Origin of the sequence: Pantoea sp. 18059 (assembly GCF_902706165.1) — a bacterium.
Taxonomy (GTDB): Bacteria; Pseudomonadota; Gammaproteobacteria; order Enterobacterales; family Enterobacteriaceae; genus Pantoea; species Pantoea agglomerans.
On record NZ_CACSJS010000001.1, the window covers coordinates 77,190 to 97,107 of the forward strand.

The following is a 19,918-nucleotide window of genomic DNA, read 5'->3' on the forward strand; positions in this document are numbered from 1 at the left end:
TTATGACACCGACCATTGATTTACTGTGCAGCCATCGTTCAATCCGCGCCTTTACTGACCAGCCGGTCAGCGAAGCACAGCGTGAAGCGATTATTACTGCGGCGCAATCGGCGTCCACATCCAGTTTTTTACAGTGTTCTTCCATTATCCGTATCACCGACAAAGCCCTGCGCGACAAGCTGGTGAAGCTGACGGGCGGACAGACCTGGGTCGCGGATGCGCCTGAGTTCTGGATCTTCTGCGCTGACTTTAATCGCCACCTGCAGATTTGCCCTGATGCGCAGCTGGGTCGTGCCGAGCAGTTGCTGCTGGGCTGCGTCGATACCGCGCTGATGGGTCAGAATGCCATGGTCGCAGCGGAATCGCTGGATCTGGGCGGCGTCTTTATCGGCGGAATCCGTAACAGTATCGTGGAAGTAACCGAACTGCTGGGCCTGCCGAAATTTGTTCTGCCGTTGTTTGGTTTTTGCCTGGGCCATCCGGAGTCAAAGCCGGACGTCAAACCGCGTATGCCGCACGCGATGCTGGTGCATGAGAACCGCTATCAGCCGCTGGATCCGGCGGTACTGGCCGAATACGATAGCCGCACAGAACTCTATTATCAGCAGCGCGGCAGCAACCAGCGCAGCGAAACCTGGAGTGAGCTGATCCAGCGCCTGATCATTAAAGAGACGCGTCCGTTTATGCTCGATTATCTGCATCAGCAGGGCTGGGCCACGCGTTAAGCCAGTAAGGGAGAGCAGCGATGAAGATAGCTATCCTGTCACGTGATGAGACGCTCTACTCCAGTCGGCGACTGCGTGAGGAGGCCGCCGCACGCGGCCACCAGGTTCAGATCATCGATCCGCTCTCCTGCTATATGAATATTAATCCCGCCTCACCGGCGGTTCACTACTGTGGTGAACCGCTGGGCCATTTTGATGCGGTTATCCCGCGCATCGGCAACCCTATTACCTTTTATGGCACGGCCGTGCTGCGACAGTTTGAGATGTGCGGCAGCTATCCGCTGAATGAGTCCGCCGCCATTACCCGCACCCGTGACAAATTGCGCTCGCTGCAGCTGCTGGCACGAGAAGGCATCGACATGCCGGTCACCGGCTTTGCCTCCTCACCCGATGACACCGCTGATCTGATCGCCCTTGTCGGCGGTGCGCCGCTGGTGGTCAAGCTGGTGGAAGGCACCCAGGGCATTGGCGTGGTGCTGGCGGAGACACGGCAGGCGGCAGAAAGCGTTATCGATGCCTTTCGCGGCCTGAATGCCCATATTCTGGTGCAGGAGTTTATTAAAGAAGCGCAGGGTCGTGATGTTCGCTGTCTGGTGATTGGCAATCAGGTGGTGGCAGCGATTGAGCGGGTGGCGAAAGAGGGCGACTTCCGCTCAAATCTGCATCGCGGCGGCAAAGCTTATCCGGTCGTCATTACGCAACAGGAGCGCCAGATCGCCGTGAAAGCGGCGGCTACGCTCGGGCTGGAAGTGGCGGGCGTCGATATTCTGCGCGCCCATCGCGGCCCGCTGGTGATGGAAGTTAACGCCTCGCCCGGTCTTGAAGGCATTGAAACCAGCAGTGACCTTAACATCGCCGCCCTGATGATCGCGCAGATCGAGCAGCAGGCCATCCCCGGGCTCCGTCCTAAAACCGCTGGCTGACACGCGCTTTTCAGCGGTTTTCATGGCATCGTCGCGCATTTTTCCGTAAGCTAAGTCGCCTGTTTATCACCCCACTGGGATTTTACGATGGATTCTCTTGTCGTTCCGGATATCGACCTGCTGCGTCGCTGGCTGGATCAGCAAAATATCACCTGGTTCGAATGCGATGCCTGTCAGGCACTTCATCTGCCGCACATGCAAAACTTCGATGGGGTGTTTGACGCCAAAATCGATCTGGTCGACAACGTCATTCTGTTTTCGGCGCTGGCTGAAGTGAAGCCGACGGCGCTGATTCCACTGGTTGGCGATTTGTCGCAGATCAATGCCAGTTCGCTGACGGTGAAAGCATTTATCGACATTCAGGATGATAATCTGCCGAAACTCATTGTCTGTCAGTCAATGATTACCACCGCCGGGTTAACCTTTGGTCAGTTCTCGCACTTTATTAAACAGAGTGAAGAGCAGATCTCCATGGTGATCCTGGAAGCCTTTGCCAACAATCTGCTGATCGTGGGCGAAGAAGAAGAGCACGTTCCGGTGACCAGCGTTCATTCTGTGCTGCACTAAGCCCGACATGGTCACACACTAAGCCGTCCCTGAGACGGCTTTTTTATGCCCGCCATCCGCTGCCGCGATAATTTTTTATTCTGCATTTTGCCCTTTAACGCCAGATATTAGTCGTGGTTTATGCCATCAAAGCCGAACCTCATAGCTCAAACATGCATAAAATATCGCTTTCAGGCGTTTTTTACGCTGGGGTCTGGTGAAGCCTGACCGGGGGGGCTATGCTTGCGGGGCTGTAACAGGCGCGTAACTGCGCCTCAGCTATAGGTTTTTGCTATTAAACTCCCGCTGAATAATGATTCATTGTGTCACTGACGTCTTGTACAGAACGCAATGCAGGGATCTCTGGTTTGCAGCGTTGTAATGACCCGCTCAGGAGGATGGAAAAATATGTTCAACTCACGTCAGAAATGGCTGTCAGCTGTGGTAGCTGCTGCGCTGATGGCCGCATCGGCCAGCAGCATGGCGGAAGATAAAACGCTGCACGTCTACAACTGGTCCGATTATATTTCGCCAGATACCGTGCCGAACTTTGAAAAGCAGTCCGGCATCAAAGTGGTCTACGATGTGTTTGACTCCAACGAAGTCCTGGAAGGCAAACTGATGGCGGGCAGCACCGGCTATGATGTGGTGGTGCCATCCTCCAGCTTCCTGGCGCGTCAGTTGCAGTCCGGGGTATTCCAGCCGCTGGATAAGAGCAAACTGCCTAACTACAAAAACCTCGATCCGGCGCTGATGGAAAAAGTGGCGCAGCACGATCCGGGTAATAAATATGCCATTCCTTATCTGTGGGGCACCACCGGTATCGGCTACAACGTCGACAAGGTCAAAGCCGCACTGGGCGCCGATGCGCCGGTCAACAGCTGGGATCTGGTGCTGAAGCCGGAAAATCTGGAGAAGCTGAAAAGCTGCGGCGTCTCCTTCCTGGATGCCCCAGAAGAGATTTTCGCCACGGTGCTCAACTACCTGGGCAAAGATCCTAATACCTCTGATGCCAAAGAGTATTCCGGCGCGGCCACTGACCTGCTGCTGAAACTGCGTCCGAATATCCGCTACTTCCATTCGTCGCAGTACATCAACGATCTGGCCAACGGTAATATCTGCGTCGCCATTGGCTGGTCGGGCGATATTCTGCAGGCGAAAAACCGTGCTGATGCGGCGAAAAATGGCGTGCATCTGGGCTACAGCGTACCGAAAGAGGGCGCACTGGCCTTCTTCGATATGATGGCGATCCCGAAAGATGCGAAAAACCTCGATGGTGCTTACGCCTGGCTGAACTACATCATGGATCCGAAAGTGATCGCCGATGTCTCCAACAAAATGAACTACGCCAACGGCAACAAAGCGTCGCTGCCGTTGATCAATGCCGACGTCCGCAACAACCCGGGTATCTTCCCGACGCCAGAAGCGATGTCGAAATTGTTTGTGCTGAAAGTCCAGGATCCTAAACTGGATCGTGTGCGTACGCGCGCATGGACTAAAGTAAAAAGTGGTAAGTAATTCGTCCTTAACGGATTGACCTGTCATGAATCAGCAACAGAGGCGCGGTGTCGGCCTCTGTTGTGCCATTTTTAGCGGCAAATTTTGTCGCCATGTTCCGCCTGGCTCCGGAGAGAACCTTTGTGAACGATGCCATTCCCCGTCCTCAAAATAAAACCGCAAAGGCGTTAACGCCACTGCTGGAAATTCGCAATCTGACCAAATCCTTTGACGGGCAACACGCCGTGGATGATGTCAGCCTGACTATTTATAAAGGTGAGATCTTTGCCCTGCTGGGCGCATCGGGCTGTGGTAAATCAACGCTGCTGCGCATGCTGGCCGGTTTTGAGCCGCCAACCAGCGGGCAGATTGTGCTGGATGGCCAGGATCTGTCCCACGTTGCTCCCTATCAGCGCCCGATCAACATGATGTTCCAGTCCTACGCGCTGTTTCCCCACATGACGGTGGAGCAGAATATCGCCTTTGGTCTGAAACAGGATCGGCTGCCGAAAGGGGAGATCACCAGCCGGGTAGCAGAGATGCTGGCGCTGGTGCATATGCAGGAGTTTGCTAAACGCAAACCGCACCAGCTCTCCGGTGGTCAGCGTCAGCGTGTGGCGCTGGCCCGCAGCCTGGCGAAACGGCCAAAACTGCTGCTGCTGGATGAGCCGATGGGGGCACTGGACAAGAAGCTGCGCGACAGGATGCAGCTGGAAGTGGTCGATATTCTGGAGCGTGTTGGCGCCACCTGTGTGATGGTGACGCACGATCAGGAAGAGGCGATGACCATGGCGGGCCGTATCGCGATTATGAATCGCGGCAAGTTCGTGCAGATTGGTGAACCGGAGGAGATCTACGAGCATCCTACCAGCCGCTACAGCGCGGAATTTATCGGTTCGGTTAACGTCTTCGAAGGCTTACTGCGTGAACGTCAGGCGGATGGCCTGGTGATTGACAGTCCCGGCCTGATGCATCCGCTGAAAGTCGACTCCGATGTCTCGGTGGTGGATAACGTTCCGGTCCATGTCGCGCTGCGCCCGGAAAAAGTGATGCTGTGCGATGAGGTGCCTGCCGATGGCTGCAACTTTGCGGTGGGTGAAGTGGTCCACATTGCTTATCTCGGCGACCTCTCTATCTTCCATGTCCGTCTGCACAGCGGACAGATGATCAGCGCACAGTTGCAAAACGCGCATCGCTACCGCAAAGGGTTGCCGACCTGGGGTGATGAAGTCCGCCTCTGCTGGGAATGCGACAGCTGCGTGGTGTTGACGGTTTAAGGAGCGGCTATGAGCCAGATTTTCCAACGCGCTAAAGCGCCTGCCCGACTGGTCGGCACGCCGCTGCAACGCTGGGCCACGCGGATAAAAATGCAGCATGGCCGCAAGCTGGTGATCGCCTTGCCTTATGTCTGGCTGGTGCTGTTGTTTCTGCTGCCGTTTCTGACGGTGCTGAAGATCAGCTTCGCGGACATTGCGCGTGCGATTCCCCCCTACACCGAGCTGGTGAGCTGGGCTGATGACCAGTTCAGCATTGTGCTCAATTTCGGCAACTACCTGACGCTGACCGACGATCCGCTCTACGTCGATGCCTATCTGCAGTCGCTGAAAGTGGCGGCGATCTCCACGGTGATCTGTCTGCTGATTGGCTACCCGCTCGCGTGGGCCGTGGCGCACAGCAAGCCATCCATGCGCACCATTCTGCTGCTGCTGGTGATCCTGCCGTCATGGACCTCATTTCTGGTCCGCGTCTACGCCTGGATGGGGCTGCTTAACAACAACGGTATTCTGAACCGGTTCCTGCTGTGGCTGGGGGTGATCGATCATCCGCTGGTGATCCTCTACACCAATACAGCGGTCTATATCGGTATCGTCTACTGCTATCTGCCGTTTATGGTGCTGCCAATCTACACCGCGCTGACCCGCATTGATTACTCGCTGGTGGAAGCCTCACTGGATCTGGGTGCGCGTCCGCTGAAGACCTTTTTCAGCGTGATTGTCCCGCTGACAAAAGGGGGCATTATCGCCGGATCGATGCTGGTGTTTATCCCGGCGGTGGGGGAGTACGTGATCCCTGAACTGCTGGGTGGCCCGGATAGCATCATGATTGGCCGCATCCTGTGGCAGGAGTTCTTTAACAACCGCGACTGGCCGGTGGCCTCTGCGCTGGCGGTCATCATTCTGTTGATCCTGATTCTGCCGATCATCTGGTTCCACAAGCATCAAAACCGTGAAATGGGAGAGAAGGCATGAATAATTTGCCAACCATTCGCTCACCCTGGCGTACCGGTATTCTGGTCTGCTGCTTCCTGTTCCTCTATGCGCCGATGCTGTTGCTGGTGGTTTACTCCTTCAACAGCTCACCGCTGGTGACAGTGTGGGAGAGCTTCTCGTTCCACTGGTACAGGGTGCTCTTCCAGGACAGCGCGATGATTGACGCCGTTCTGCTGAGTCTGAGCATTGCCGGTCTCTCCGCCACCATGGCGGTGGTGCTGGGCACGCTGGCGGCGGTGATTATCGTGCGCTTTGGTCGCTTCCGCGGCCACAACGGTTTTGCCTTTATGCTGACCGCGCCGCTGGTGATGCCCGACGTCATCACCGGACTGTCGCTGCTGCTGCTGTTTGTGGCAATGGGCAACGCCTTTGGCTGGCCGAGCGAACGCGGCATGCTGACCATCTGGCTGGCCCACGTCACCTTCTGTACCGCCTATGTGGCCGTGGTGATTAACTCGCGTCTGCGTGAGCTGGACCGCTCCATCGAAGAGGCGGCGATGGATTTAGGCGCAACGCCGCTGAAGGTCTTTTTTGTGATTACCGTGCCCATGATTGCACCGGCTATTGTGACCGGCTGGCTGCTGGCGTTTACCCTGTCACTCGACGATCTGGTGATTGCCAGCTTTGTGACCGGGCCGGGTGCCACCACATTGCCGATGGCGATCTTCGCCACCGTGCGACGCGGCGTTAACCCGGAAATCAATGCGCTGGCTTCATTGATCCTGTTTGTGGTCGGTTTAGTGGGTTTTATCGCCTGGCGGGTGATGGCACACGAAGAAAAACAACGTTTAAGCGATATTCAGAAAGCTAAACGTGGCTGAAATCCGTAACCTTTGCCACTATATGAACGGGCCGGTCTGACCGGCCCGTTTTTCGATCAGGTGGAGTCACGGACTATGTCAGAAATCTTCAAAAGCAGTGCCACGCTTTCAATCGCGCCGGTTCCGGTGACGGTTGCGGGCATTGCTATTATTACGACCCGCTGCCTGAGCGTTTTGATGCTGGCAAACGAGCTGGGTTACAGTGAACTCGCCAATTTTGTTCACCGCAGCGCCCAGTCCTGGGACGCGACACTCATCTTTGTCGCCAGCCAGCTGATCTTCCTGTTCGAACTGCGCTGCGCCTTTACCCTGATGCGCGGCAGTAACCGTGGACGCTGGGGCTATGTGGCGACGCAGGTGATTGTGCTCAGCTATATGCTGGTCGCCTCGCTGGGCTGGATCTACCCCGAGATTTTCAGCATTGATGGCGACAACAACGTCCAGATTATCCACCATACCCTGTCGCAGAAAATCCCCGATCTGCTGGTGCTCCTGCTGCTGTTTCTGCCTGCCAGCAGTCGCGCTTTTTTCAGGAAGCGATGATACAATCGCGCTCCGCCCGACCCGATCGTTAAGGCTTTACCATGCACTGCGCGCTTTATGACGCTAACCGTTGCCGCTCCTGTCAGTGGCTGGAAAAACCCTATCCCACTCAGCTGAACGACAAACAGTCGATGCTGGAACAGTTACTGGCTGAGCAGCCGGTCGCTGCCTGGTTGCCGCCGATCGCATCACCGCAGCAGGCATTTCGTAATAAAGCCAAAATGGTGGTGAGTGGCAGCGTCGAGCGTCCGGTGCTGGGATTAATCCATCGTGATGGTGAAGCTGTGGATCTGTGCGATTGTCCGCTCTATCCCGCCAGCTTCCAGCCGGTTTTTGCTGCACTTAAGCCCTTTATCGCCCGTGCCGGACTGACGCCCTATAACGTGGCGCGCAAACGCGGCGAACTCAAATTCCTGCTGATAACCGAAAGCCAGCAGGGCGGCGTGATGCTGCGCTTTGTCCTGCGTTCAACCGCGAAACTGGAACAGCTGCGCGCCGCATTGCCGTGGCTGCAACAGCAACTGCCGCAGCTGGCGGTGATCTCTGCCAATATTCAGCCGGTGCATATGGCGATTCTGGAGGGGGAAGAGGAGATTGCGCTGACGCCCGCGCAGTCGCTGGCAGAGAACTTCAACGGCGTGCCGCTGTGGATCCGCCCGCAAAGCTTCTTCCAGACCAACCCGCAGGTTGCCAGCGCACTCTATGCCACCGCGCGCGACTGGGTCAGGGCGCTGCCGGTCAACAGCATGTGGGATCTCTTCTGCGGCGTAGGCGGTTTTGGTCTGCACTGCGCGACAGCGGAGATGGAACTGACGGGCATTGAGATCAGCGCCGAGGCGATAAAATGCGCCCAGCGTTCCGCTGAGATGCTGGAACTGGAAAAAGTGCAGTTTGCGGCGCTGGATTCTACGGCGTTTGCGACCGGACGCGATGCGGTGCCGCAGCTGGTGCTGGTTAATCCACCGCGTCGTGGGATTGGTAAGGCGCTGTGTGACTATCTCAGCCAGATGGCTCCGGATTATCTGCTCTATTCAAGCTGCAATCCGCAGACCATGGCGCAGGATATTGCCCGACTGAGCGCCTATGAGGTGACGAAGGTGCAAATGTTCGATATGTTTCCCCACACCGCCCATTTTGAAGTGCTGACGCTGTTAACCCGCCGTCAGCACGAGTCCGGGAAAGCATCGGCAGAGGCTGCCTCAGCCGGTAATTACTCCGGGAACCACTTCTGATTAAGCTGCTGCCAGCTTCCGTTGGCTTTCAGTTCGTTCAGCGCCTGATTGAACTGATCGCGAAGCGCCGTATTGCCTTTACGCACGGCAATGCCGAGACCGGTGCCAAAGTAGTCCGCATCCGTAACATGTTCACCGACAGTGGCGAGATCCGCATTGGTCTTCAGCCACTGATTCACCACCGCGCTGTCGCCAAACACGCCATCCAGCCGGCCACTTTTCATATCCAGAATCGCATTCTGATAGCTGTCATATGCTACCACTTTCACTTCCGGATGCTTATCCTGCAGGTACTTCTGGTGAGTGGTGCCGTTTTCCACGCCGATGCGTTTGCCCTTAAGCTCAGCAAAGCTGCTGAACTGGCCTTTACGGGCGATCACGATGGCGGAGTTAGCGTAATAAGGCTGGGTAAAATCGACCTGCTTGCTGCGCTCAGTGGTGATATCCATGCCGGAAATCACTGCGTCATAGCGGCGGAACTTCAGTGACGGGATCAGGCTGTCGAAGGCATTGTTGGTAAAGGTACACTCCGCTTTCATCTGCTGGCACAGCGCTTTGGCCAGATCGATATCGAATCCCACCAGGTTATTTTCCCGATCCAGGGATTCAAACGGCGGGTAGGTCGCTGAGGCGGCGAAGCGAATCTTTTCCGCTGCCTGGGCGGTAAGTGCCAGCGAAGCCAGCGCAGCGGCAACAATCCATTTTTTCATTTTATGATTCCTGTGATGTGGTCAGCCAGAGAAGGCGATACCCTGCCATAAAATGCATTTTTATGCAATTAGTGTGATTTTTCAGGCGAAAAGGGCGAGGGGCCTCGCCCGGATATCAGTTACGTCGTTCAAAGGCCAGGGCGCGCTTTTCGACCAGCCGCATCATCAGCGTCAGCAAACCGTTAACGCAGAGATAAACCAGACCCGCCGCGGCATAGACCGTGATGTCGTAGGTGCGGCCATAGAGCAACTGACCGTGGCCCATGACTTCCATCAGGGTGATGGTGTAGGCCAGCGAGGTGCCTTTGAACACCAGCACCACTTCATTGGAGTAGGAGGAGAGGGCGCGTTTAAATGCATATGGCAGCAGAATGCGCAGGGTATCTTTGCGGCTCATGCCGAGCGCGGCACACGATTGCCACTGTCCGGAAGGAATTGCACGCACCGCACCGTAAAATAGCTGCGTGGTGTAAGCCGCGCTGTTCAGCGACAGCGCCAGCATCGCGCACAGCCAGGGCTGGGACAGTAAATGCCACAGCCAGGGGATCTGCTGGATCGAGGGAAACTGTCCCGGACCGTAATAGATCAGGAAGATCTGCACCAGCAGCGGTGTGCCGGTAAACAGCGTAATAAAGCCTTTGACCAGCGGGTTGAACACCGGCGTTTTCAGCGACAGCACCACGGTGAAGAGCAGCGCCAGCAGCAGAGCCACGACCAGCGAGGCTGCCGTCAGCGTCAGGCTGGTATGCAACCCTTTCAGGAGTTCAGGCAGATAGGCCAGCATTAGCTGTTCCCCCGTTCAAAGCGGGTGGTGCGCAGTTCGATGCGGCGTAACACCGCCTGGCTGAACAGCGTGATCACTAAGTAGATAGCGGCCGCCACCAGGAACCAGGTAAACGGCTCCTGCGTGCGGGTGGCGATACTTTTGGTTTGCAGCATTAGATCGTTGACGCTAATCAGCGAGACCAGCGCAGTATCTTTCAGCAGCACCAGCCACTGATTGCCCAGACCGGGCAGGGCGTGACGCCACATCTGCGGCATAATCAACCGGAGAAAGATGGCCGATTTTTTCATGCCCAGCGCCTGACCCGACTCCCACTGACCCATCGGCACCGCTTTCAGCGCGCCGCGCAGCGTCTGCGAGGCGTAGGCGGCATAGAGCATCGCCAGCGCTATCACACCGCACAGAAACGGACTGACGTCGAAGTTTTCAATTTCTACCTGTATCGGTAACTGAAACAGGCCGAAATTCAGGGTGAAGCCGTCAGAGAGGGTGAGCAGCAGCTGTGAAGCGCCAAAATAGATAAACAGCACCACCAGAATTTCCGGCAGGCCACGGATCAGCGTTACCAGGCCGGTGCCAATCCACGCCAGCGGTTTCAGGCGCAGTGACTCCCAGCCAGCGAAAATCATCGCCAGCACCAGGCCAGCGATGAGAGCACAAACAGCAAGGCCGACGGTCATGCCGGCGGCGCTTGCGAGGGTCATCATTTCATTCATCAGAGATTACTGCTGGAACCATTTGCTGTAGATGGTTTTGTACGTGCCGTCTGCTTTGATCTTATCCAGCGCGCCATTGAATTTGGTCTGCAGCTCGGTGTTACCGGTACGTACCGCAATGCCCAGGCCGGTACCAAAGTAGGCTTTGTCCGTGACTTTCTCACCAACGGCAGCCAGCGCGGCATTCTGCTTCAGCCATTCGTTGACGACTGCGGTGTCACCGAACACAGCATCAATACGGCCATTTTTCAGATCCAGCACCGCATTCTGATAGCTGTCGTAAGGAACGGTGGTGATCTCGCTGTGTTTCTCAGTCAGGTATTTCTGATGCGTGGTGCCGTTCTGGACGCCAACCCGCTTGCCTTTCAGCGCTTCCACGCTGGCAACTTTGCCTTTCTGGGCAACAAACAGCGCGGAGTTGTCGTAGTAAGGCTTGGTGAACAGGACCTGTTTTTCACGATCTGGTGTGATATCCATGCCCGCCATCACCGCATCAAAACGACGGAATTTCAGGCTTGGGATCAGGCTGTCGAACGCCTGATTGGTGAAGGTGCAGGTCGCATCAATCTCTTTACACAGCGCATTGGCCAGATCGACATCAAAGCCCTGAATCTTGTTGTCCGCATCCACAAACTCAAAAGGAGGATAAGAGGCTTCGGTCGCAAAACGAATCGTCTGAGCCGCCGTAGCGCTCAGGCTAAAACCAGCAAGCAGTGCAGCAAGTACCATTTTTTTCATTTTTAGCATCCTGACTTAGTGCGAAAGATAGTGAGCAAACGCCTCGGTTTGCGGCTGTGTAAAGCGGCTGGCATCGCCCTGTTCCACAATGTGACCGTTCTCCATATAGACGACGCGGCTGGCCGTTTTACGTGCCACCTCCACTTCATGGGTCACAATCACCTGGGTAATGCGGGTCTGGGCCAGTTCGCGAATGATACTGACAATCTGTGCGGTAATTTCAGGGTCCAGCGCGGCAGTCGGCTCATCGAACAGCAGCACCTGCGGCTCCATCATCAGCGCGCGGGCAATCGCCACACGCTGCTGCTGACCACCGGAGAGATGCAGCGGAAAGCGATCGCTGTAGGGCGTCAGGCGCAGCCGGTCAAGCAGCTTGTCGGCGCGGGCGCGGGCGTCACTTTTGCTGAGGCCCAGTACCCGGCAGGGCGCTTCAATCAGATTCTGCAGCACGGTAAGATGCGGCCAGAGGTTGTACTGCTGAAACACCATACCGACGTTCTGACGCAGTTCGCGAATCGCAGCATCGGAGGGTTTCTGGCTGAAGTCGAACTGATTACCGGCAATCTGTAACTGACCTGAACGCGGTTGCTCCAGCAGGTTAAGCACCCGCAGCAGCGAACTCTTACCCGCACCGCTGGGACCCAGCAGCACCAGGGTCTCGCCTTGCGGACACTCAAGGTTAATGTCGAACAGCGCCTGATGAGCACCGTAGAAGCAGTTTATTGCGTTTAGTTGAATACTCATGCGCCAGATTTGAATAGCTATTAGTGTCGCGGATTTTAACGTCACCAGAATAGTTATGCAAATAAGGTGGGTTAAAATTTGTAAAACAGCAGGCTAACCGCAAAAGCTTAGCACAATATCATGCACTGCCTGGGAGCAGCGCGCTGCAGCGGGACGGGCGGCGGAAATAAAAAAAGCGCAGCGCCCGGGGGCGACTGCGCTTCTCTGAACGGTTAAGCCTGAGGTTATTTTTTCGATTTCTCAAGCATCTGGCTCAGGCTGCCACCTTCTGCATGCGCAGGGTTGGCCATGTAGCGCACATCATCCACCACCCAGCAACTGCCCTGATGGATCATCAGCACTTCATCCTGCCACTGCTTGCCGTCGCGGCTCAGATCGACCCGCAGCGGGATGTTGCGTGCATCGCGGTTCGGAATGGTGGAAGCATCAGCGACGCTGGCGGCGGTCGGACCCTGTGACAGGCTGGAGAAGAGATCGCCATTGCGCCACTGTGCGCCTGCATTGCTGCCGCTGGCCGCCTGCAATGAGTGGTACAGCGCATCACTCAGGTAAGGGCGATATTTTGCCAGGGTGTTGCTGTCGGGCAGACCCTGCGTGGGCTGTTCGATACGCAGGTCATAAAACTGCTGGGCCACCTGGTCAGGACCGCCTTCAATGCACGGTGCGGTACGTGGGCCATTATCCTTAATCACTGGCTCAACGGTGGTACAGGCGCTGAGCAGCAGGGCCGCCGGGATCATTAGCGCAAACGCGTTGTTTCTCATCTCGATTTCCTTATGGTTCTCTGGCAAGGTGCCCTTTTTAGCATAGAGTATAGCCGTGCTTTTTAGTCGAAAGAGCCTTAGCCCGGTTTTCAACAAGGAGAATGCGATGAAATTTTCAACAACCCCCACGCTGGAAGGTCACAGCATCAGCGAATATTGTGGCGTCGTCACCGGTGAAGCGATTCTGGGTGCCAACATCTTCCGTGACTTTTTCGCTGGCATCCGTGATGTGGTCGGTGGCCGCTCCGGTGCTTACGAGAAAGAGCTGCGCAAAGCGCGAGAGATCGCGTTTGAAGAGCTGGAGGAGCAGGCAAAAGCGCTGGGCGCCAACGCCGTGGTCGGTATCGAAATTGACTACGAAACGGTCGGCAAAGATGGCAGCATGCTGATGGTAAGCGTCAGCGGCACGGCGGTGATCATTCGTTGAAACGGTGGCTGTGGCTGATACTGGCGCTGCTGCTGGCGGGCTGCCAGTCCGGGATAGAATCCCGTGACGGCTACTGGGCCGATCTGCGGCATCCGGCGCAGGGCGCGCGACCGCGGGTGAAGGTGATTGTGATCCACTACACCGCCGAGGATTTTTCTTCGTCGCTGGCGACCCTGACCGATCGGGAAGTCAGCGCCCACTATCTGATCCCCCGCCAGCCGCCACAGCGCGCCGGGAAAGGCATTATCTGGCAACTGGTGCCGGAGCAGCAGCTCGCCTGGCATGCCGGTCCAAGCTTCTGGCGCGGAGCCAGCCGCATCAATGACACATCGATTGGTATCGAACTGGTGAACCAGGGTTATCGCCGGACCCTGACCGGTCTTGAATGGCAGCCGTTTACCGCTGCGCAGATCACCACGCTGGAGGCGCTGCTGCGCGATATTGCACAGCGCTACGGCATCGCACCGGAAAATATTGTCGGTCACAGTGATATCGCGCCGCAGCGTAAGCAGGATCCCGGCCCACTCTTTCCTTGGCATCAGCTGGCCCAGCGCGGAATGGGTGCCTGGCCCGATGCCGGACGAGTGCAGTTTCATTTAGCGGGTCAGGATCCGCACGCGGTGGTGCCCGTGGAGCCACTACTGGAAAGTTTGCAGCGCTATGGCTATCCGGTGACGGCAGGGATGAGCGCGCGTGAACAGCAGAGGGTAATCGCCGCATTTCAGATGCATTTCCGGCCTGCGGATTATCGCGGGCAGCCCGATGCAGAAACCGCCGCGATAGCCGCCGCGCTACTGGATAAATATGGCGCGGCGCAATAGCGGATTATTGGTGTAAAAACGCCTTCCAGTGGGCGACGACCTGCGCCAGTGCCGCACGATCAGCATCCAGATGGGTGACCAGACGGGTGCGGGTTCCTGCGCTGATTAACACCCCGCGCGCCTTCATCCACTCACCTAATGGTTTGACCTGGGCTTCCGGCACCGCCACAAACAGCATGTTGGTCTGCTGATCGATGACCTGAACGCCCAGCTCATGCAACTGCTGTCCCAGCCAGGCGGCATTGTCATGATCCTCCTGCAGCCGCGCCACATTGTGTTCTAACGCATAGAGACCCGCCGCTGCCAGAATACCGGCCTGGCGCATGCCGCCGCCGGTCATTTTACGCCAGCGACGTGCGCGCTCAATCAGCGCCGTGTCGCCACACAGCAGAGAACCGACAGGCGTGCCCAGACCTTTAGAGAGACAGATGGTCAGGGTGTCGCAGTAGCGGGCAATCGCCGCCAGCGTGGTCTGCTGCGCGACTACCGCATTGAAAATGCGTGCGCCATCAATGTGCAGCGCCAGCTGGTGCTCGCGGGTAAAGGTCCACGCCTGTTCCAGATACGCCAGCGGCAAAACTTTACCGTGATGCGTGTTCTCCAGACTCAGCAGGCGGGTGCGGGCAAAGTGAATATCGTCCGGCTTGATGGCGGCCGCTACTACGTCGAGCGGCAGCGTACCATCGTCGGCGGCCAGAATCGGCTGTGGCTGAATACTGCCCAGCACCGCCGCGCCGCCCGCCTCATATTTGTAGTTGTGCGCCTGCTGACCGACGATATATTCATCGCCGCGTTCGCAATGGCTGAGTAGCGCCACCAGATTCGCCTGGGTGCCGGTCGGGAAAAACAGCGCCGCTGCTTTGCCGCTCAGCCGTGCGGCTTCCGCCTCCAGCGCATTTACGGTGGGGTCGTCACGGTAGACGTCATCACCGGTTTCGGCAGACATCATCGCGCTTAACATGGCGGCGCTGGGCCGGGTTACGGTATCACTGCGTAAATCGATCACCCTATGCTCCTGAACGTGGCGGAAGAAAAAAAAGGCGGGCATCGCGCCCGCCTGGATGGAGTCTCTGTTTTACCGCAGCCAGTTGGTTTTCGCCAGTTCTACCACCTCATCACCGCGACCATTCATGATGGCGCGCAGCATGTAGAGACTGAAGCCTTTAGCCTGCTCCATTTTGATCTCCGGCGGCATCGCCAGTTCCTCTTTGGCGGTAATGACATCCACCAGCACCGGGCCATCGTGGGCAAACGCCTGCTCCAGCGCGCCATTGAGATCAGATGCCTTTTCCACCCGGATACCCCGGATACCGCAGGCCTCGGCGATAGCGGCAAAGTCAGGATTCTCCAGCTCGGTGCCATCGGTGAGATAGCCGCCCGCTTTCATCTCCATCGCCACAAAGCCCAGCACGCTGTTGTTGAAAATCACCAGTTTGACCGGCATTTTCAGTTGCGCCAGCGAGATAAAATCCCCCATCAGCATGCTGAAGCCGCCGTCGCCACACAGTGCCACCACCTGACGATTGCGATCAATCGACTGCGCGCCCAGCGCCTGTGGCATCGCGTTCGCCATTGAGCCGTGGTTAAACGAACCCAGCAGGCGACGTTTGCCGTTCATCTTCAGATAGCGCGCCGCCCAGACGGTCGGTGTCCCGACATCGCAGGTAAAGATGGCGTCATCACTGGCGTAGTGGCTGATCTGCTGTGCCAGATATTGCGGATGGATCGGCTGCTTGTCGTTGGGCTGCGCCAGTTCGTCCAGACTTTTGCGCGCCTCGCCATAGTGCTTAACCGCGCTGTCGAGGTGGCTGCGATCGCTTTTGTGCGTCAGCTGCGGCAGCAGCGCCTGCAGTGTGCTTTTCACATCGCCGACATAGGCCTGATCGACGTGACAATGTGACCCAAGGCTGCCCGGATTGATATCAATCTGGATGATTTTAGCCTTTTCCGGATAGAAGGCGCGATAGGGGAACTGCGTGCCCAGCAACACCAGCGTCCCGGCATTCATCATGGCGTGGAAACCGGATGAGAAACCGATCAGTCCGGTCATGCCGACATCATAAGGGTTGTCATATTCGATGTGTTCTTTGCCGCGCAGCGCATGGACGATAGGGGCTTTCAGCGCTTCTGCCAGCGCTACCACCTCCTGATGCGCTCCGGCGCAGCCACTGCCGCACAACAGCGTAATATCGCTGGCTTCGTTCAGCGTCTGCGCCAGCTGCGCCAGTTCGGCGGGCTGTGGCAGGACCTGCGGCAACTGTGGCGGATACCATTCCGCGCTGGCGCTCTCTGGCGCCAGTTTAAGCGCGACATCCCCAGGCAGCACCACCACCGAGACGCCACGATTCAGAATCGCTTTACGCATCGCGATGCCCAGCACCTGCGGGAGCTGCTCAGGGTTCGAAACCAGTTCGCAGTAGTGGCTGCATTCGCGGAACAGCTCCTGCGGATGGGTTTCCTGAAAATAGCCGCTGCCGATTTCGCTGGAGGGAATATGTGCCGCAATCGCCAGAACAGGAACGCGGTTACGATGGCAATCGAATAGACCGTTGATCAGATGTAAGTTGCCTGGCCCACAGGAGCCGGCGCAGACCGCCAGTTCACCGCTGATGTGCGCTTCCGCGCCTGCTGCGAATGCGGCGACTTCTTCATGGCGCGTCGGCATCCATTCAATGGTGCCCATGCGATTAAGACTGTCGCTCAGGCCGTTAAGGGAATCCCCGGTGACGCCCCAGATGCGTTTTACGCCCGCGCTTTCCAGCGTTTTGGCGACCAGCGCCGCGACGGTTTGTTTCATGCTCTTCTCCTTTGTCGGCCCGCCCTGAAGAGTGACGTGACCAGAACCGAAAAAAGAAGCGTAGACGACACGGCAGAAAAGCAGGCGTGAAAAAATGCGCTGGCAGAGCTCAGCGCATATCAGACAGGATTCAGGCGGAGAAGAGGGCGATAAGAATCGGGGCCAGCAGGCTCATCACAAAGCCGTGCACAATGGCGGCCGGGACGATCTCATTGCCGCCCGCCCGCTGCAGCACCGGCAGGGTAAAGTCCATTGAAGTGGCGCCACACAGGCCGAGTGCGCTGGAGCGATGACGGCCAATCAGCGCCGGAATAAGCATGATTGCCACCAGTTCACGTATCAGGTCGTTGAAGAAGGCGGCGCTGCCGATGACCGGACCAAAAGCTTCGGTCATCAGAATGCCGGAGAGAGAGTACCAGCCAAAACCACTGGCTAACGCCAGACCGGTTTTCAGCGGCACGCCCAGCAGCAACGCCGCAATCATGCCGCCGATAAGCGCGCTGACCAGCACCACGCTGGCAACCAGCAGGCCACGACGGTTCAGGATAATCTGACGCAGCGTCATGCCGCTGCCGCGCAGCTGAATGCCCACCAGAAACAGCAGGAAGATCAGCGCATATTCGCTGGCCGTCGAGGCGTGGTGCAGCAGTGGCCACTGGGTCAGGCCAAGCAGAAAACCGATGACAACCACGCCGCACAGCTTCAGAGAGTCCAGCGCCATATGCAGCCGCGAGGGCAGTTTCTCCTGCCGGTGCGCATGCTGCCATGGGGCATATTTTTCCAGCCCGCGCAGCGCCAGCAGGTTGCACAGCAGAATGCAGAAGGCCGCTACCAGCGCGGTGTGAAATACCGCCAGCAGATTGCTGCTCAGGTTGTCGAGAAAGGCCAGGCTGATGCCCATAAAGAACAGAATGACGTAAACCATCCAGCCCAGCAGCTGATTGACCCGGCGCAGGGTTGAAGTTTGACGGAACGGTAGCAGCCAGCCGGCGATCAGCGGCAGAAGAATAATCAGGAGTCCGGAGTACATAGCGATAAGGGCCATCCATGGTGGAAGAGGCCACACGCTAGCGAAAAAGCGTAACGGAGTAAACCCTGAGAAAGCGGCTTGACCGGCTCGCTGGCGGCTACCATGCTGTTTATAAACTGAGGATGGACGCCTATGATTCTGGAACATATCGACATTCGCGGTTTCCGCGGCATCAATAAGCTCTCACTGCCTTTAACCCAGACCAATCTGCTGATTGGTGAGAATGCCTGGGGCAAATCCAGTCTGCTGGATGCCCTGAGCCTGTTACTTTCGGCCCATGAACCGGCCTATGTTTTTACCGAGGCTGATTTCCATTTCACCCCAGGCGATGTGACCGATCCGATGCGCCGTCTGTCGGTGGTGTTCCACTTTCGCGATGACGGCAACGACCCGGATGCGGTGCTCTCGACCTTCTGGCAGCGTGATGCTCAGGGCCAGCGTCAGCTCTGTTACAGCGTCAGCGCCACCTGGCGTGACAGCGGTATCGAAACCCGGCGTCGTTTTATTGACCTGAACTATCAGCTGTTGCCTGAGCAGAACTGCGCGGCAGCCATCGATCTTTTGCTGAAACGGTATCCGGTTCTGCGATTGCGCGATGCGCGTTTCAGTAAGCGGACGCGGAGTAGTGCACCGCTCCCCACCGCACATCCTGAGCTACTGGCGGGTATGGAGACGCTGGCGCGCGATCTGGAGCACCATCCGCAACAGCTCAGCGATGAGGTGCTGCGGCAGGGGCTGAAGACGATGCAGCAACTGATGCAGCACTACTTCCTGGTGCAGCCGCCCGATGCGGGCAACGAGGTCAGGCTACGGGATCCGCAGACGCGCGAGGGGGGACAGGGATGGCGGGCGCTGGATCACCTGAATCAGCTGATTGCCGGAACCGACTCCCGCAGCCGTCAGCTGATACTGCTGCAGATGTTTACCCTGCTGATTGAGGCACGAGGAGACGTCCCGCTGGCCGCCGGTGCACGCCCGCTGCTGCTGATTGAAGATCCGGAAACCCGGCTGCATCCGATTATGCTGTCGGTAGCATGGAATCTGCTGAGGCTGCTGCCGCTGCAAAAAATCGCCACCACTAATTCGCCGGAGCTGCTGTCGCAGGTGCCGGTGGAAAACGTCTGTCGTCTGGTGCGTGGACCCTCGCGCGTAGCGGCCTGGCGCATCGGTCCGGAGGGACTGAGTGCCGAAGAGAGCCGGCGTATCGGCTTCCATATTCGGGTCAACCGGCCTGCTGCGCTGTTCGCCCGTTGCTGGCTGCTGGTGGAGGGAGAAACCGAAGTCTGGATCATGAATGAGCTGGCGCAGCAGTGCGGTTACAACTTCGCCGCTGAAGGCGTGAAGGTGATTGAGTTTGCGCAGTCGGGGTTAAAACCGCTACTGAAGTTTGCCCGGCGCATGGGTATCGCCTGGCATGTCCTGACTGATGGTGATCAGGCGGGGAATAAATATGCCAGTACGGCACGCACTCAGTTACAGCCGGGTGAACCGGAGCCGCGTTTTCTGACGCAGTTACCGGCGCTGGATATGGAAAATTTTCTCTATCAGCACGGCTTTCAGGATGTCTATCATCAGATGGCGCACCTGCCGTTAAACGTTCCGATGAGTTCCAGGCGTATTATTACTAAAGCGATTCACCAGAGCTCCAAGCCGGAACTGGCGATCGCAGTGGCTACGTCGGCGGCGGAACGCGGGCCAGAGGCCATCCCGCCATTGATGCGGCAGATGTTTGCCCGGGTGATTGGACTGGCGCAGGGCCAGGCAGATTAGGTGACATCGAACAGGAAAATGCCAGCGGCACTGGCTGGCATTTTTGGGTCTTTGTTCAGA

General features: G+C 57.3%; 21 protein-coding genes. 12 read left to right on the forward strand and 9 right to left on the reverse strand.

All coding sequences use genetic code 11. The annotated features are described in order from the left end of the window. Positions 1-2: 2 nt before the first annotated feature. The 9 genes from nfsA (at position 3) to rlmC (ending at position 8,557) form a co-directional block, all read left to right on the forward strand. On the forward strand, positions 3-725 hold the full coding sequence (gene nfsA, locus GVJ63_RS00370; RefSeq protein WP_159226264.1) for an oxygen-insensitive NADPH nitroreductase: 723 nt from the start codon (positions 3-5) through the stop codon (positions 723-725). A 20-nt stretch (positions 726-745) separates the two neighbouring features. Then, on the forward strand, positions 746-1,648 hold the full coding sequence (gene rimK, locus GVJ63_RS00375; RefSeq protein WP_159226265.1) for a 30S ribosomal protein S6--L-glutamate ligase: 903 nt from the start codon (positions 746-748) through the stop codon (positions 1,646-1,648). Between the two features lie 87 nt (positions 1,649-1,735). Continuing rightward, positions 1,736-2,215: a YbjN domain-containing protein gene (locus GVJ63_RS00380; protein ID WP_159226266.1), complete on the forward strand. Its 480-nt coding sequence runs from the start codon at positions 1,736-1,738 to the stop codon at positions 2,213-2,215. A 387-nt stretch (positions 2,216-2,602) separates the two neighbouring features. Further along, the gene (gene potF, locus GVJ63_RS00385; RefSeq protein WP_010254418.1) at positions 2,603-3,712 is read left to right on the forward strand and encodes a spermidine/putrescine ABC transporter substrate-binding protein PotF; all 1,110 of its coding nucleotides are present in this window, start codon (positions 2,603-2,605) and stop codon (positions 3,710-3,712) included. A gap of 122 nt (positions 3,713-3,834) precedes the next feature. After that, on the forward strand, positions 3,835-4,968 hold the full coding sequence (potG, locus tag GVJ63_RS00390) for a putrescine ABC transporter ATP-binding subunit PotG (RefSeq protein ID WP_010254420.1): 1,134 nt from the start codon (positions 3,835-3,837) through the stop codon (positions 4,966-4,968). Between the two features lie 9 nt (positions 4,969-4,977). Next, positions 4,978-5,940 (forward strand): putrescine ABC transporter permease PotH, encoded by a 963-nt coding sequence (potH, locus tag GVJ63_RS00395; protein WP_010254421.1) that lies wholly within the window; start codon positions 4,978-4,980, stop codon positions 5,938-5,940. After that, positions 5,937-6,782, forward strand: coding sequence for a putrescine ABC transporter permease PotI (potI, locus tag GVJ63_RS00400; protein ID WP_010254422.1), 846 nt, complete (start codon positions 5,937-5,939; stop codon positions 6,780-6,782). Before potH ends, potI begins: the two co-directional genes overlap by 4 nt. Before the next feature lie 75 nt (positions 6,783-6,857). Continuing rightward, positions 6,858-7,325 carry a YbjO family protein gene (locus GVJ63_RS00405; protein ID WP_159226267.1) on the forward strand — a complete coding sequence of 156 codons (468 nt, stop codon included), beginning with the start codon at positions 6,858-6,860 and terminating at the stop codon, positions 7,323-7,325. A gap of 41 nt (positions 7,326-7,366) precedes the next feature. Continuing rightward, positions 7,367-8,557, forward strand: a complete 1,191-nt coding sequence (gene rlmC, locus GVJ63_RS00410) for a 23S rRNA (uracil(747)-C(5))-methyltransferase RlmC (protein WP_159226268.1) — start codon at positions 7,367-7,369, stop codon at positions 8,555-8,557. Here the strand turns inward: rlmC and GVJ63_RS00415 are convergent. The 6 genes from GVJ63_RS00415 to GVJ63_RS00440 all read right to left on the reverse strand — a co-directional run bounded on the left by GVJ63_RS00415 (position 8,536) and on the right by GVJ63_RS00440 (position 13,013). Continuing rightward, positions 8,536-9,267, reverse strand: a complete 732-nt coding sequence (locus GVJ63_RS00415) for an arginine ABC transporter substrate-binding protein (RefSeq protein ID WP_010254425.1) — start codon at positions 9,265-9,267, stop codon at positions 8,536-8,538. The two genes, rlmC and GVJ63_RS00415, sit on opposite strands and share 22 nt — an antisense overlap. Positions 9,268-9,382: 115 nt before the next feature. Beyond that, complete coding sequence (gene artM, locus GVJ63_RS00420; protein WP_159226269.1) at positions 9,383-10,051, reverse strand: arginine ABC transporter permease ArtM; 669 nt, start codon at positions 10,049-10,051, stop codon at positions 9,383-9,385. After that, the gene (gene artQ, locus GVJ63_RS00425) at positions 10,051-10,767 is read right to left on the reverse strand and encodes an arginine ABC transporter permease ArtQ (RefSeq protein WP_010254430.1); all 717 of its coding nucleotides are present in this window, start codon (positions 10,765-10,767) and stop codon (positions 10,051-10,053) included. Before artQ ends, artM begins: the two co-directional genes overlap by 1 nt. A gap of 6 nt (positions 10,768-10,773) precedes the next feature. Beyond that, the gene (gene artJ / locus GVJ63_RS00430) at positions 10,774-11,505 is read right to left on the reverse strand and encodes an arginine ABC transporter substrate-binding protein (RefSeq protein WP_010669747.1); all 732 of its coding nucleotides are present in this window, start codon (positions 11,503-11,505) and stop codon (positions 10,774-10,776) included. Between the two features lie 15 nt (positions 11,506-11,520). Next, entirely contained in the window at positions 11,521-12,249 is a 729-nt protein-coding gene (gene artP, locus GVJ63_RS00435; protein WP_010254433.1) for an arginine ABC transporter ATP-binding protein ArtP, read from the reverse strand. A gap of 224 nt (positions 12,250-12,473) precedes the next feature. After that, positions 12,474-13,013: a lipoprotein gene (locus tag GVJ63_RS00440; RefSeq protein ID WP_010254434.1), complete on the reverse strand. Its 540-nt coding sequence runs from the start codon at positions 13,011-13,013 to the stop codon at positions 12,474-12,476. A gap of 106 nt (positions 13,014-13,119) precedes the next feature. On the opposite strand from GVJ63_RS00440, the gene GVJ63_RS00445 reads away from it, so the two are divergent. Both GVJ63_RS00445 and GVJ63_RS00450 read left to right on the forward strand, forming a co-directional pair. Beyond that, positions 13,120-13,440 carry a heavy metal-binding domain-containing protein gene (locus GVJ63_RS00445; protein WP_159226270.1) on the forward strand — a complete coding sequence of 107 codons (321 nt, stop codon included), beginning with the start codon at positions 13,120-13,122 and terminating at the stop codon, positions 13,438-13,440. Beyond that, positions 13,437-14,261 (forward strand): N-acetylmuramoyl-L-alanine amidase, encoded by an 825-nt coding sequence (locus GVJ63_RS00450; protein ID WP_159226271.1) that lies wholly within the window; start codon positions 13,437-13,439, stop codon positions 14,259-14,261. Before GVJ63_RS00445 ends, GVJ63_RS00450 begins: the two co-directional genes overlap by 4 nt. A 4-nt stretch (positions 14,262-14,265) precedes the next feature. Here GVJ63_RS00450 and ltaE read toward each other — a convergent pair whose 3' ends face one another. From ltaE to GVJ63_RS00465, 3 genes are all read right to left on the reverse strand, one after another. Further along, positions 14,266-15,267, reverse strand: coding sequence for a low-specificity L-threonine aldolase (gene ltaE / locus GVJ63_RS00455; RefSeq protein WP_010254443.1), 1,002 nt, complete (start codon positions 15,265-15,267; stop codon positions 14,266-14,268). A gap of 69 nt (positions 15,268-15,336) precedes the next feature. Further along, positions 15,337-17,058 (reverse strand): ubiquinone-dependent pyruvate dehydrogenase, encoded by a 1,722-nt coding sequence (poxB, locus tag GVJ63_RS00460; protein ID WP_033771256.1) that lies wholly within the window; start codon positions 17,056-17,058, stop codon positions 15,337-15,339. Positions 17,059-17,188: 130 nt separating this feature from the next. Next, positions 17,189-18,088, reverse strand: coding sequence for a lysine exporter LysO family protein (locus GVJ63_RS00465; protein WP_010669750.1), 900 nt, complete (start codon positions 18,086-18,088; stop codon positions 17,189-17,191). A gap of 132 nt (positions 18,089-18,220) precedes the next feature. Between GVJ63_RS00465 and GVJ63_RS00470 the strand changes: the two genes are divergently transcribed. Beyond that, positions 18,221-19,858, forward strand: coding sequence for an ATP-dependent endonuclease (locus GVJ63_RS00470; RefSeq protein WP_159226272.1), 1,638 nt, complete (start codon positions 18,221-18,223; stop codon positions 19,856-19,858). Positions 19,859-19,918: the final 60 nt, after the last annotated feature.